Below are 12,891 nucleotides of genomic sequence, written 5' to 3'. Positions count from 1 at the left end.
GCTCGCGAAAGCGGTCTGTCAGTCACATCAATGTTGGATGTGCCGCCGTCTTCGCGAGCAAGCCCGCTCCCACAGGTAATGCGTTTAATCAGGCGACTTGTCGCATCGCCGGTTTAGCGAGCGAATCCGTGCCCTTGCTGCGTGGATCGTTTGGACCGAACACCGCGGCCGATTCCGGGAACAGGCTCAACAGCGCCAGGTACACCAACGACGCCAGGCCAAGGGTGACCGGCAAGCTGATGTCGATGCCGCCGGCCAGTTCACCGAGCGGACCCACGAACTGCCCAGGCAGGTTCACAAAGCACAAGCCCACCGCAGCGCTCGGGATCCAGGCACCCAGCCCACGCCAGTTCCAGCCATGGGTGAACCAGTAGCGGCCACCTTTCTCGCCGCGGGTGAACACTTGCAAGTCATCCGGGCAGTAGAAGCCGCGACGCACCAGCAGGCCGATGATCATGATCACCATCCACGGAGTGGTGCAGGTGATGATCAGCACGGCGAAGGTCGACACGCTCTGCACCAGGTTCGCTGCAAAGCGGCCGATGAAGATGAAGGCAATCGACATCACACCGATCAACAGCGTGGCCTTGACCCGCGACAGTACCCGTGGGAACACGCTGGACATGTCCAGCCCGGTGCCGTAGAGCGAGGTGGTGCCGGTGGACATGCCGCCGATCACCGCAATCAGGCACACCGGCAGGAAGAACCAGCTCGGCGAAACGGCCAGCAGGCCGCCGACGTAGTTGTTGGCCGCGATGTAGTCCGGTGCCTTGATCGCTACGATGGTGGCGGTGGCGAGGCCGAACAGGAACGGGATGAAGGTTGCGATCTGCGAGATCACCACGGCGGCCATGATGCGGCGCTTGGAGGTATCACGCGGGATGTAACGCGACCAGTCACCGAGGAACGCGCCGAAGGAAATCGGGTTGCTCATCGCCACCAGCGCAGCGCCGATGAAGGCGGCCCAGAAACCCGGTTGGCCCATGCTGACGGTGCCGGCGTAGTTCACATCGAACGGACCGATGAAGGCGAAGATGCCCAGCAGGAACAGCAGGCTGGCGCTCCATACCGCGATCTTGTTGACCCACAGCAGGAAGCGGAAGCCGTAGATGCAAACGGTCAGTACCAGGATCGCGAACAGACCGTAGGCCAGGCCCAGGGTCAGGTCGGTTTCCGGCAGGCCGATCAGGCGTTTGGCGCCACCGATCAGCGCATCACCCGAACTCCACACTGAGAGCGAGAAGAAGGCGATGGCGGTCAACAACGACAGAAACGAACCGACGATCCGCCCGTGCACGCCGAAGTGCGCACCGGAAGACACGGCGTTGTTGGTGCCATTGATCGGGCCGAACAGGCCCATGGGCGCGAGGATCAGCGAGCCCAGCAACACACCCAGCACAATCGCCCAGACGCCCGCCTGAAAAGACAGGCCGAACAGTACCGGGAAACTGCCGAGCACGGCGGTGGCAAACGTGTTGGAACCCCCAAAGATCATCCGGAACAAATCCGTCGGGCCTGCGGTGCGTTCGCTGTCCGGGATCTGTTCGACCCCGTAGGTTTCAATGTGCGTAAGGCTTTGGTCTTTGTTGTTGTTATTCATGATCAGCTCCGATCATAAAGGCGCGCTCATCGTGTGTGAGCGTCACCTGTGGCTAAGGGGTTGGCAGCCCTTCCGGCATCGCGGACAAATGTTCGTGGCAGGCCAGCCATGGGCCTTGTTGTTGTCGGCGAAACACAATCGTCTCGCGCTCCTGGCTGAAGTGTTGCTCCCCTTGCATGCGCAGCTCGGTGGCCACGTCATGGATGAAAATCGCCACGTCACCCTGCAGGCTGACGAAGGCGTTGCTCGAGGTGCACGAAAGCACCTCGAAGCCATCCTCCGAGCGCCACGTGTCCCACAACGCCTGATAGGCATCGCGCGACAGCAGGGGCTGTTCGAGGGTGTAGAACACGAAGCTGGCATCGGTGCTGAACGCACCGAAGTAGGCTTCGCGATCATTACGGGCGAAGGCGGTTACCAGATCGGCAGCGGCCTTGAGTACCTGATCACGTTCGTTCACAACCAATCCTCAGCGGTGGACTACGCCAGGCAGTACGCAGAGCATTTCGTACAGCAGGTTGGCGGCCAACAGCGAGGTGTTGCCGGTGGTGTCGTAAGCGGGCGAGACTTCTACCAGATCGCAACCGACCAGGTCGAGACCTTGGCAGCCGCGAACGATTTCAATCGCCTGAATGGTCGTCAGACCACCGATTTCCGGGGTGCCGGTACCTGGCGCCCAGGCAGGGTCGATGCCGTCGATGTCGAAACTCAGGTACACCGGACCGCCGCCGACTTTCTCGCGAACTTCGGCCATCAGCGGTGCCAGGGATTTGTGCCAGCACTCTTCGGCCTGAACCACACGGAAGCCCTGGTTGCGGCTCCAGTTGAAGTCGTCAGCGGTGTAACCCTGAGCGCGCAGGCCGATTTGCACCACGCGGTCCGGATCCAGAAGGCCTTCTTCGACAGCGCGGCGGAAGGTGGTGCCGTGGGCGATTTTCTCCCCGAACATGTGATCGTTCACATCAGCGTGAGCGTCGATGTGCACCAGGCCGACCTTGCCGTGCTTCTTATGAATCGCACGCAGGATTGGCAGGGTGATGGTGTGGTCGCCGCCGAGGGTCAGGGGGATCACATTGTGTTCGAGGATTTTGTGGTAGGACTCTTCGATGATCCGTACGGCGTCCAGCAGATTGAACGTGTTGATCGCCACGTCGCCGATGTCGGCAACCGACAGCGAGTCGAACGGTGCAGCGCCGGTGGCCATGTTGTACGGGCGGATCATCACCGATTCAGCGCGGATTTCGCGAGGTCCGAAACGGGTGCCGGGGCGCAGGGAAGTGCCGATGTCCAGCGGGACGCCAACGAAGGCAGCATCCAGACCGGCAGCGGTTGGCACATGGGGGAGTCGCATCATGGTGGCGATGCCGCCGAAGCGCGGCATTTCATTGCCGCCCAGTGGTTGGTGAAGAATCTTGTCCACGGGTAGGGCCTCATCGTCGTTGTTTTATTTATGTCGGTTGCACTGGTCGGGGAGACGCAGGAACCGCTGTGGGGCGATTCTGCGAAATGTAGTGGCCGGGAAGAATCGCTACGGGCAAATACTTAGTTCAGATTTTTCTAAACTAATGGCTGGAGGGGGATTAGACTTTGCGGCATTGAGATTTGTGCTCGGCTCAAGAACGGCCCCTCACCCTAACCCTCTCCCAGGGGGAGAGGGGACTGACCGAGGTGTTCTCGGGAAATACATCGACCTGAAATATCGAGTCAAACTCAGGATTTGAACGCCATGGAGATCGGCTCCCTTTCCCCCTCTACCCCGTGGGGAGAGGGTTGGGGTGAGGGGTGGATTTAACAGACAACACATTTCTAAAGCCCGGAGCCCCCATGGCCAACGCATTACCCGACCTGAAACTGTTGCGCATCTTCGTCAGCGTGGTTCGCCATCAGGGCTTTGCCAACGCCCAGCAAGAGCTCAACCTCTCGACCTCGGCCATCAGCACTTACATGAGCCAGCTCGAAGCCGCCCTCGGCCTGGTCCTCTGCCATCGCGGCCGGGGTGGTTTCAGCCTGACCAGCAAAGGCGAGCTGTTCCATCAGGAAACCTTGCGCCTGCTCGGCGAACTCGAAGGCTTCGAACAATACGCCGCGGCGCTCAAGGGCGAACTGCGCGGCACCTTGAACCTCGGCGTCATCGACTCCACTGTCAGCGACAAGGCTTTGCCCTTCGCCGAAGCCATTGGTGCTTACAGTCAGGAACACCCGGCCGTGCATTTGCACCTCTCGGTGATGAGCCCTTACGAGCTGCAACTCGGCGTGCAGGATAATCGTCTCGACCTGGCCATCGGCGCGTTCTCCACGCGCATGAGCGGTCTGGTCTACATGCCGCTGTACCGCGAACAACACTGGTTGTATTGCAGCAGTCGTCATCCGCTGTTCACCGAACGACGCATTCCCGAGCAAGTCATCACTCAGCAACGCATGGTTGGCCGCGGCTACTGGAGCCAGGCGGAACTGGCACGCCACGGTTTCAAACACAGCGCGGCGACGGTGGAAAGTATGGAGGCGCAGCTGATTCTGGTGCTGTCCGGTGCCTACATCGGTTACCTGCCGGAGCACTACGCTCAGGCCTGGGCTGACAAGGGCGATTTGCGGGTGCTGCTGCCGGCGACCTTCGGCTATCAGGCGCCGTTCTCGATGATTGTGCGTCGTGGCCGCAGCCGCGAGCCACTGATCCAGACCTTTCGCGATTTGCTCAAAGCACAACTGAATCAGGCTTGAAAAAATGTCCCGAATTCAATGTCCGCGCTGCCTGCGCCCGCAAACTCACTGTTTGTGCCCACTGATTCCGAGCCTCGACAGCCGCACCCGGGTGTTGCTGCTGCAACATCCGAGCGAAGTAAATCATGCGCTGAACACCGCACGGTTGGTGGCGTTGGGGTTGAAGAATACCGAGTTGATAGTGGGCGAGGTGTTCGAGGATTTGCCAGCGCTGTTGAATCAGCCGGGCTATCAGGCGCGGCTGCTGTTTCCTGCTGATGATGCGCAGCCGTTGCAGGTTTACACGGCAACTGATCAACCACTCCTGCTGGTCGTCCCGGACGGCACTTGGCGCAAGGCGCGCAAGATGCTACACCTCAACCCGCTACTGGCGGCGCTGCCGAGGGTGACGTTGGCGCAGGGCGGGGTATCGAGATATCGATTGCGCAAGGCACCGGGGCCGGGTGCGTTGTCGACGGTGGAGGCGATTGTCCAGGCGTTGCAGACCCTTGAAGCACCGACCACGTTTGAGCCGTTGTTGAAACCGTTCGAGGCGTTGATCGAGGGGCAGATTGCGGCGATGGGGGAGGAGACCTTTCGGCGCAATCATGGGCCGAAATGATCATTGCCTGTGCGGGCTTCATCGCGAGCAAGCTCGCTCCCACATTTGATCTCCAGTGAACACAGATCCCCTGTGGGAGCGAGCTTGCTCGCGATAGCGGCAGAACAATCACAGAAAATCCCGGCCAGAGACTAACGTTCGCGCATCGCCTCGGTCCGGGCTTTGAGCACCGGTTTGAGCAAGTAATCCAGCACGCTTTTCTCCCCGGTGATGATGTCCACCGTCGCCACCATCCCCGGAATGATCAGCAACGGTTTCACATCCCCGCCCAAGTGATTCTTATCCGTGCGCACCTGAATCAGGTAGAAACTGTTGCCCTTGTCATCCGTAATCGTGTCGGCCCCAATCAACTCCAGCTTCGCACTCAACCCCCCATAAATCGTGTAGTCGTAAGCACTGAACTTGACCATCGCTTTCTGGCCCGGGTGCAGAAACGCAACGTCCTGCGGCCGGACCTTGGCTTCGATCAGCAAGTTGTCTTCTATGGGCACGATTTCCACCATGTCGCTGCCCGGCTGGACCACGCCGCCGATGGTGTTGACCTTCAGCACTTTGATAATCCCGTGCACCGGCGACACCACCGTGGTGCGGGTTACGCGGTCATCGATAGCAATGCTCGATGCCGTGATTTTCGACAGGTCGGTGCGTTTTTCATTCAGCTCTTTCGCCGCGTCGGAGCGGAAGGATTGTTCAGACTCATCAATCTTGCTTCTGATCTCATTGATCGCCGATTCCGCACGGGGAATTGCCAGCGTCGTGGCGTTCAGCGAGCCGCGAATCTCCACCGCGCTGCGTTTGAGTCGCAGGATTTCCACCGGCGAAACCGCCCCGGTGCCCACCAGTGGCGCGGACATGTTCATCTCTTGTTGCAGTAATGCCAGGCTGGAACTGAATTGTCCCTGTTTGGAGCGGAACTCTGCCAATTCCTGGCTTTTTTGCCGAAGTTGCTCACTCAGGGTGCGCTGTTCGCTGGCCAGTCGACGTTGCCGTTGCTCGTACAGCGAGCGCTCGTCTTCGGCCACTTGTGGCGCCTTGGCGATCACTTCGGGGGACAATTTGAACGGCCGGCCTTCCGCTTCGGCCGACAGCCGTTCGACCTGCGCGGTCAGCGCATAGCGATCCGCCTCGCTTTCGCCCTTGTTCGACAGGAATCGTGTGTCATCAAGGCGCAGCAACGTATCGCCCTTGTTCACCATTTGCCCTTCGCGCACGAAGATCTCAGTGACGATGCCGCCCTCCAGGTTCTGGATCACTTGAACCTTGCTCGACGGAATCGCCTTGCCTTCGCCCATGGTCACTTCCTGCAGCACCGCAAACTTGGCCCAGACCACCGCCGTGATAATCAGCGCAGCTGCCAGCCACACGGTAATCCGCGACCAGCGTGGTGAGTCCTGCAACGAGGCGCCGGCGGTTTCCGGCATGAATTCGCTTTCGGCGCTTTTGCTGAAACTGCCAAAGTAGCCGCGTGGCTTCGAATTAGAGCGCGACGCGTCGGATGATGAACGGGCCATGGCTAGCTCCTAGACAGCCGCAGAGCCGACACGGCCCTTGCGCAGTGCATCGATGACCACTTCTTTCGGACCGTCGGCGACGATCCGCCCGTTGTCCAGCACCACCAGCCGATCCACCAGGCTGAGCATCGAGGTGCGGTGGGTCACCAGCAGCAGGGTTTTGCCCTGGACCCAGCGGTGGAGTTTTTGCCGCAGAACGTCTTCGCTGCTGTTGTCCATGGCGCTGGTGGGTTCGTCGAGCAACATGATCGGCGGATCCAGCAACAAGGCTCGGGCCAGCAACACTGCCTGACGTTGCCCGCCGGACAGCAGTTGTCCGCGTTCACCCACCGGCCGGTCGAAGCCTTGCGGATGCTGACGGGCCAGCTCGGTGACCCCGGTCAGTTCGGCGACTTCGAGCATCCGTGAATCGCTGATGTAGCGGGCGCCGAGGGTCAGGTTGTCGCGCAGGCTGCCGGCCAACAGCGGCAGGTCATGGGCGACGTAACCGATTTGCTGACGCAGGTCGGCGACGTCCAGTTGCCGCAAATCCAGGCCATCGAGCAGCAGCTGGCCTTCTTCCGGTGCGTAGAAACCCATCACCAGCCGCGCCAACGTACTTTTGCCCGAGCCGCTGCGGCCGATAATGCCGATCCGCTCGCCGGGTTTCACGCTGAAGCTGATGTTGGCCAAGGCCGGAGCGTTCTGGCCGTTGTAGTGGAACGTCACGTTGCTGACGTCCAGCGCACCTTGCAATTGTGTGCGCTCCAGCGGCCGTTGTTTGGCGTCGCGTTCCTGCGGCAAGGACATCAGCGCATCGGTGCTTTTCATGGTCAGTTGCGCTTGCTGGTAGCGGGTGATCAAACCGGCAATCTGCCCCAGCGGCGCGAGCACCCGGCTGCCGAGCATGTAGGTTGCCACCAGCGCGCCGACGCTGAGGTTGCCGGCGATGATGCTGTAGACCCCGGCGACGATGGTCGCCATGCCGGAGAATTGCTGGATGAACAGCGTGCCGTTGGTGGCCAGTGCCGAGAGGTTGCGCGCATGGCTGTCGAGGCGGGTGAGGGCGCCGTGGGTGCTTTCCCATTTGTGCTGGCGTTCGCTTTCGGCGCTGCAGGCCTTGAGGGTTTCCAGGCCGCCGAGGGTTTCGATCAGCAGCGCCTGGCGTTCGGCGCCCAGGGTCAGGCTTTTCTGCACGGTGTCGCGCAGGCGCACCTGGATCACCATCGCGAAGATGATCGTGATCGGAAACGCCAGTAACGGAATCACCACCAGCCAGCCGCCGAGCAGACCGATCACCACCAGCATCAGCACGGCAAAGGGCAGGTCGATCAGGCTGGTGAGGGTCACGGCGGTGAGGAATTCCCGCAGGCCCTGGAAGTCATGGATGCTTTGGGCGAAACCACCAATGGTCGCCGGCCGCGCTTTCATCGCCATGCCGGTGATGCGTTCGAACAACGTGGCCGACAGGATCACGTCGGTTTTCTTCCCGGCGGTGTCCAGCAAGTGCGCGCGCACCACCCGCAGCACCAGTTCGAAACCGGTGCCGATCAGCAAGCCGATGGACAGCACCCACAACGTCGACGTGGCCTGGTTCGGCACTACCCGGTCGTAGGTCTGCATCACGAACAGCGGCACCATCAGCCCCAGGAGGTTGATCAGAAAACTCGCCAGAATCGCATCGCTGTACAGCCACTTCGACAGCTTCAAAGTGTCGCGAAACCACGCCTCAACCCGTGGCACCAGCGGCGAACGCAAGTCTTCGAGTTCATGCCGGGGCCGCGCGAACAAGGCCTGGCCACTGTAATTCTCGGCCAGCTCATCGCGGCTGACCCATTGTTCACCGCCGTCGGATTCGCTCGGCAAAATCAGCAACTGCCCGTCATCGCCGAAGCGTCGCAGAACGGCCGTACGGCCATTATTGAGGATCAGCATCACAGGCAGGTTGAGGGCGGAAATATCCGCCAGTTCACGGCGCAGCAATCGCGCCTGCAAACTGGCCCGAGCCGCTGCGCGAGGCAGCAGGTCCAGGCTCAAACGTTGTTTGTTCAGGGGGAGCCCGGCACTCAGGCTGGCGCGACTGACCGTTGCGCCATGGAGTTTGCAGAGGATCAACAGACCGTCCAGAAGCGGGTCATCGAAGCTCAGGCGCGGATCGACACCGATGTTGCCGGGTTCCATGCTGGTCACATTGATCGCTCCCGTTGCGCTGCGGCAATTGGCATAGATATCTACACATCTCCCTGTAGGAGCTGCCGGAGGCTGCGATCTGTTGATCTTGATCCTGAAAAAAACAAAATCAAAAGATCGCAGCCTGCGGCAGCTCCTACAGGGTTACTTCATTTGAGTTCAGGCAAACGGGCTTCGTTTTTTACTTCCGTGGAGGCGATCGCATCGGCGGGCAACACCACCCGTTGTTTGCTCAGCAACTGACCCATGTTCGCCAGCACGCGGTACATCGAGAACTCCTCGGTGTACCGCACTTCGGTATAGCGGCGGTTGGCGTTGTAGAGCTCGTTTTCACTGTCCAGCAAGTCGAGCAGGGTGCGTTGGCCGAGGCCAAACTGGTCCTGATACGCCACACGCACGCGTCGGCTGGTATCTGCGTATTCGCGGGCAGTCGGGGTTTGTTTCTTGGCATTGACCATGGCGTTCCAGGCCAGGTGAATGTTCTCGTTGAGTTGGCGCAGGGCATTGTTGCGGATGTCCATCGCCTGGTTGATCTGGTGCGCATCGGAGGCCAGGCGAGCCTTGTCGCTGCCACCGCGGAACAGGTTGTAGTTCATCACCACGCCGACTCGCCATTCGTTGTCGTGGCCTTCATCGCCCTGCACGTTGTTGTTCGCCCCCACGGCGGCTTCGGCGTCGAAGCGAGGGTAGAACGGCGACTTGGCAACTTCATACTGGCTCTCGGCCGATTGCACATCGGCCTGGGCGGACTTCAAGTACGGGTTGTTATCCACCATGCTTTGCTGGGCTTCCTGCAGGGTGGTGGGCAGTTCGCCGCGGGTCGAGGGCGGGGCTTCGAGTTCATCGGGCAGGCGCCCTACGACGGCATAGAAGTTCGACTCGGCATCCGCCAGATCGACTTCAGCGGTATCGAGGTTGTTTTGTGCCAGTGCCCGGCGAGCGACGGACTGGTCGGAGTCGGCGGTGCTGCCGATACCGCGCTGGGTGCGCAGACCGATCTGATCGTTGACCCGCATGTGGGCTTGCAGATTGTTCGTGGCCAGGGTCACCAGTTCGCGGCGCTTGAGCACTTCGAGGTAGACCTCGATGGTGCGCAGGGCCAGATCCTGAGCGGTGCCCTGAGCGTAATAGGCTCGGGAATTGACCACGCCTTTGGTGCGCTGGACTTCGTTGGCGGTGTTGAAACCATCGAAGAGCATCTGCCGCAGACGCAATTCCGATTGGGTGTAGGTCAGGATTTCGGTGTGGTGATTACCTAATGCCCGGGTGTTGGTGTTATCGCTGTACCCGCGCCCGTAGGCGGCATTGAGATCAACTGATGGATAAAAGCCCCCCTTGGCGACTTTCACTTGCTCATCGGCCGAGAGGCGGCTGTCTACGCGCGATGCCAGCTCCGGGTGAGTCGCGATGGTGCTCTGAATCGCCTCCGTCAATGACATGGCTTGAGCCTGAGAAGTGCAGGCCATGGCCAGCAGAATTGCGCTGCAGAGGGGGGTTAATACGCGCATGGGTGCCTCTCCCTGATTCCTAATGGTGCTTATTAGTCGCCAAATATTTGACGGCATTTATAGTGAAAACCGTTTCATGCTTGTAACAACAGAGCTAAGAACATTCTGGAGAGAACCATAGAAGAATTTTTCATAATGGTTATGCCAAAAAAAACTTATGCGCTCCGCAAAATCCGGCACATTGTTCACTGCGAAAGCCCTTGATTTATGAGCGTTAGGGCGCTCTGCGGGGCTTGAGGAAAGTTCAAAACCACATATCGACATAGGGCGGGGAAGTGCTGGAGGGGAGGGAAGCGGACGGTTTTGAGGTGACGGTTTTTTGTCACTTTGGTGGATCAAAACCGTTACGCATCGCTCAAAAGGCGACTTGTTGCGCAAGTGGATCCCGATGCCATTGATTGCAGAGGGTTTTTATCCCGCAGCAGACACGTCGCCCGCGAGCGGCACGCTTGGCGAGAACGGCGCCAGGGCAGCGGCTTACTTCAGGTAACTGCTGCCAGCAGGCGATTCCGCCAGGCAACCCGTTGGAGCCAGGAGCACGTTCTTCGCAAAAACAGGACGCCGACAGCGGTTGGCAGCGGAGGAAGTGCACATGGCTACGCTCATCGGTTTTGTCAGTAAGGTCATTGGTCAGGTGTTCGCGGTTGCGAGCGATGGCACCCGACGCGCACTGGTCGAGGGGGACCGGTTATTCGCCGGCGATCAACTGGTCACCGGGGCCGAAGGCGCGGTGGCAGTGCATCTGCAGAATGGCCAGGAACTGACCCTCGGGCGTGGCAGCAGTATGGAGATGACACCTCAGTTACTCGCGCATCAGGCACCCCATGTAGAGACCGCTGAAGCGGTGACGCCGACCCAGGCGCAACTGACCGATGTCGAGCAACTGCAAAAAGCGATCGCTGCCGGCGACGACCCGACCCAGACCGCTGACCCCACGGCGGCCGGACCTGCTTCGACCGGCGCACCCGGCGGTGCACTGGGTGGCGGCCACACGTTCGTCATGCTTGAAGAGGTGGGCGGGCAGGTCGATCCGATTATTGGTTTTCCTACCGCAGGCTTCAACGGCATTCCCGAGTTCCCCCTGGGGCGGCTGGCCGGAAACCCGGACAACGGTGGCAACGGCGACAACGGCGACAATGGTGCAGGTGGTTCAGGAGGGTCAGGCGTTGTTCCTGTAACACCGGTTGATCCTGTAGCACCGGTTGTTCCTGTGACACCGATTGTTCCTGAGGTGCCGAACAATCCGGTGACCCTCACCGGCCTGTCGATGGCAGGGGGCGAACTCACCCTCAATGAGGCCAACCTGGCCGACGGTTCGGCCCCCAACCCTGGGGCACTGACCAAGACCGGCACGTTCAGCGTATCTGCTCCTGACGGGCTGACCAGCCTGAGTATCGGTGGGATCAATGTGATCAGCGGTGGCATTGCCGCAGGCTTCCCGCAATCGATCACCACCCCGTTGGGCAACACCCTGAGCGTCACCGGCTACAACGCCGCCACGGGGGTTGTGAGTTACAGCTACACCCTCAACGACAATGAAACCCATCCGGCCGGTGACAGCACCAACAACCTCAGCGAACACTTCACGGTGGTGGCCGGCGACAGCAATGGCGATACCACCACGGGTTCCCTGGACGTCAACATCACCGACGACGTGCCCAAGGCGTTCGATGACAGCAACGCCAGCACCGCGTCGGAAACCCTGGTGAACCTGACCGGCAGTGTGCTGCCCAACGACGTTCAGGGCGCTGATCGCATTCCTGCCGGGCCCGAGAGCGGGCCAGTGGTTGGCGGCACTTTCACCGGTAAATACGGCACCCTGGTGCTCAACGCCAACGGCACATACACCTACACCCTGAACACCAGCGACACCGACTTCAAAGCCTTGCACGCGGGTGGCACCGGGACCGAATCCTTCACCTACACCCTGACTGATGCCGACGGCGACACCAGCACTGCCAAGCTTGTGCTGAACATTCATAACAACGATGACCCGGTCACGATTGGCGGCCTGAACGTCGAAGGCGGCGAAATCACCGTCTACGAAAAAAACCTCACCTTCGGCACCGACCCGAATGCCCCGGCCCTGACCCAGAATGGCACCTTCACCGTCAACGCGCCGGATGGCCTGCAAACCCTGACCGTGAGCGGCGTCGCGGTGGTCAGCGGTGGGGTGGCAGTAGGTTTCCCGCTATCGGCCACTACTTGGACGGGCGCCACTTTCACCATCACCGGTTACGACCCGGCCACGGGCGTGGTGAGCTACAGCTACACCCTGAATTACGACAGCGACCACCCCAATGCGGATGGCGCCAACAGCATCTACGAGAACTTCGACGTCGTCGCCACCGATACCGACGGCAGCACGGCGACCGGGCAAATCAACGTCAACATTGTCGATGATCTGCCGACCGCCAACCCTGACTCGACCTCGGTCGCAGAGGGCGGCATCGTCAGCGGCAGCGTGTTGGGGAACGATGTCACCGGCGCCGATGCCCCCGCCGCAGGGGGCGCGGTGGTCGGCGTGCGTGCCGGTTCAGATACCTCCACCCCGGTCATCGGCGGCCTTAACACTCAGATCAATGGTACCTACGGTTACCTGACGCTGGACGCCAACGGCAACGCCGTCTACCACAGCAACCCGAACGCCGTGAGCGGCCCCGGGGCAACTGACGTGTTCACCTACACCGTGCGCGATGCCGACGGTGACCAAAGCACCACCACCATCACCATCGACGTGCACAACAGCAGCATCAGCGCGGTCAGCGACAGCGACGTGACCGT

At 60.6% G+C, this 12,891-nt stretch carries 9 protein-coding genes; 3 read left to right on the top strand and 6 right to left on the bottom strand.

Annotated elements, in window-relative coordinates; all coding sequences use genetic code 11:
• Positions 1 to 88 precede the first annotated feature (88 nt).
• The 3 genes from VD17_RS22030 to speB are packed head-to-tail and all read right to left on the bottom strand — an operon-like array spanning position 89 to position 3,020.
• Positions 89 to 1,600: a purine-cytosine permease family protein gene (locus VD17_RS22030; RefSeq protein WP_033056107.1), complete on the bottom strand. Its 1,512-nt coding sequence runs from the start codon at positions 1,598 to 1,600 to the stop codon at positions 89 to 91.
• A 52-nt stretch (positions 1,601 to 1,652) separates the two neighbouring features.
• Entirely contained in the window at positions 1,653 to 2,060 is a 408-nt protein-coding gene (locus VD17_RS22025) for a YybH family protein (RefSeq protein ID WP_046055648.1), read from the bottom strand.
• 9 nt (positions 2,061 to 2,069) lie between these two features.
• Positions 2,070 to 3,020, bottom strand: coding sequence for an agmatinase (speB, locus tag VD17_RS22020; protein WP_008153224.1), 951 nt, complete (start codon positions 3,018 to 3,020; stop codon positions 2,070 to 2,072).
• A 404-nt stretch (positions 3,021 to 3,424) separates the two neighbouring features.
• On the opposite strand from speB, the gene VD17_RS22015 reads away from it, so the two are divergent.
• Together VD17_RS22015 and VD17_RS22010 are read left to right on the top strand one after the other, a co-directional pair.
• Positions 3,425 to 4,318 (top strand): LysR family transcriptional regulator, encoded by an 894-nt coding sequence (locus tag VD17_RS22015; RefSeq protein WP_007945995.1) that lies wholly within the window; start codon positions 3,425 to 3,427, stop codon positions 4,316 to 4,318.
• 4 nt (positions 4,319 to 4,322) lie between these two features.
• Positions 4,323 to 4,919, top strand: coding sequence for a tRNA-uridine aminocarboxypropyltransferase (locus VD17_RS22010; protein ID WP_046055647.1), 597 nt, complete (start codon positions 4,323 to 4,325; stop codon positions 4,917 to 4,919).
• Positions 4,920 to 5,050: 131 nt separating this feature from the next.
• Here VD17_RS22010 and VD17_RS22005 read toward each other — a convergent pair whose 3' ends face one another.
• From VD17_RS22005 to VD17_RS21995, 3 genes are all read right to left on the bottom strand, one after another.
• Positions 5,051 to 6,430: an HlyD family type I secretion periplasmic adaptor subunit gene (locus tag VD17_RS22005; protein ID WP_046055646.1), complete on the bottom strand. Its 1,380-nt coding sequence runs from the start codon at positions 6,428 to 6,430 to the stop codon at positions 5,051 to 5,053.
• Positions 6,431 to 6,439: 9 nt separating this feature from the next.
• On the bottom strand, positions 6,440 to 8,599 hold the full coding sequence (locus VD17_RS22000; protein WP_046055645.1) for a type I secretion system permease/ATPase: 2,160 nt from the start codon (positions 8,597 to 8,599) through the stop codon (positions 6,440 to 6,442).
• A 149-nt stretch (positions 8,600 to 8,748) separates the two neighbouring features.
• Positions 8,749 to 10,107, bottom strand: coding sequence for a TolC family outer membrane protein (locus VD17_RS21995; RefSeq protein WP_046055644.1), 1,359 nt, complete (start codon positions 10,105 to 10,107; stop codon positions 8,749 to 8,751).
• A 592-nt stretch (positions 10,108 to 10,699) separates the two neighbouring features.
• Between VD17_RS21995 and VD17_RS21990 the strand changes: the two genes are divergently transcribed.
• A partial coding sequence (locus VD17_RS21990; RefSeq protein WP_046055643.1) for a retention module-containing protein occupies positions 10,700 to 12,891 on the top strand: 2,192 nt, incomplete at its 3' end.

The organism is Pseudomonas fluorescens, from assembly GCF_000968015.1.
In the GTDB taxonomy this organism is placed as follows: domain Bacteria; phylum Pseudomonadota; class Gammaproteobacteria; order Pseudomonadales; family Pseudomonadaceae; genus Aquipseudomonas; species Aquipseudomonas fluorescens_W.
Note: the sequence above shows the minus strand (reverse complement) of the source record. Positions and strands in the feature narration are given on the sequence as shown.

Coding starts and splice junctions, on each gene's coding strand:
- VD17_RS22015 (WP_007945995.1), top strand. CDS start 3,425: ATGGCCAACGCATTACCCGACCTGAAACTGTTGCGCATCTTCGTCAGC.
- VD17_RS21995 (WP_046055644.1), bottom strand. CDS start 10,107: ATGCGCGTATTAACCCCCCTCTGCAGCGCAATTCTGCTGGCCATGGCC.
- VD17_RS22005 (WP_046055646.1), bottom strand. CDS start 6,430: ATGGCCCGTTCATCATCCGACGCGTCGCGCTCTAATTCGAAGCCACGC.
- VD17_RS22030 (WP_033056107.1), bottom strand. CDS start 1,600: ATGAATAACAACAACAAAGACCAAAGCCTTACGCACATTGAAACCTAC.
- VD17_RS22010 (WP_046055647.1), top strand. CDS start 4,323: ATGTCCCGAATTCAATGTCCGCGCTGCCTGCGCCCGCAAACTCACTGT.